We start from the raw sequence: 979 nt of genomic DNA, 5'->3' as shown, positions 1-979 counted from the left end.
GCCCCCGAAAGACCTTGGACTTCGAAACACCCGTCGATAAACTACGAGAGGTGTTGCGGTGACCGGTTGAACCCGCCGGTCGAAAGCGGTCGTTCGTCTTGACGGGACCATGCCCGGCTGCGACGCGTCGGCAATGTCATCACGTTCTGTTTGGCTCAAGAGAGGCTCCATCCTGTTCGCTGGAGCTATCGTCCTGTGGAGGCTTGCTGAAAGGCGACCCGACAAGCTGGCTATGATCTCGATGCTCGCGGGCTGCTTCGTTGCCATAGTCCTTGTCGGCTGGCTGTTCGCAATGCGGCGCGAGCGCTAGCCGAAACGGGCAAAGCGGTCATTCCCGAAGGCTGGCGAAGAGCGCTCGCTGCGCGGGATTTATGGAACTGCTCGGCCTATCCGTCTCACGCCTCGAGGTCGGTAGATATTCTCGACGATGTTCGCTGTCGTAGAACAACGTGCCGTGAATACCGACCGCATCGCGTTTCAAAATTGGTCGATCCCAGATGGAGGCGATGGCGCGGCCAGCTTCTTCCTCACCGAGACGGTGAATAACGTCTTCTACGATCTCCATCTCGCTCCCATTCGGGAATAGCGCATCAAACTCCTCGTCGGTCGCTTGAAACAGGCTGAAAGTCGCATTCACCGCGCCGTCGGTAATCTGGATGTTTTTCATAACCGGGTAATGGGGAATTGAAGCGATGTCCGCAATGTCGGGCGAGCTGCCAACAACCTTCGCGGCGAAGCAATGGCAGTTCCCGAGGGCTCGGGGCTTTCATCCGTGCGGCTCTCGCGGGTACGCAACTCGAGACTTTGACTTGCGTAACCAAAAGAAAGTTGCGACCATTCGAGTAATACAAATTTTCGGGGGCGGGGGATGCCACGGAAAGCTGTGTCGATCTTGGCGCTGACCATTGCGCTGTCCGCCTGTGGAGGCGGTGATGGGGGCTCTTCCGCCGCACCGGTCGTCGCGCCTCCTCCTCCGCCC

At 58.7% G+C, this 979-nt stretch carries 1 protein-coding gene; it reads right to left on the bottom strand.

Translation table 11 applies throughout. From position 1 onward, the window contains the following. Positions 1-328: 328 nt before the first annotated feature. Positions 329-667, bottom strand: coding sequence for a hypothetical protein (locus tag AC3WJD_RS22005; RefSeq protein ID WP_492748994.1), 339 nt, complete (start codon positions 665-667; stop codon positions 329-331). Positions 668-979: the final 312 nt, after the last annotated feature.

The sequence above is a fragment of the Sphingobium sp. FW306-1B-F04DB genome, assembly GCF_058781925.1.
The sequence above is the reverse complement of the archived record's forward strand: the minus strand, read 5'-3'. Positions and strand labels throughout refer to the sequence as shown.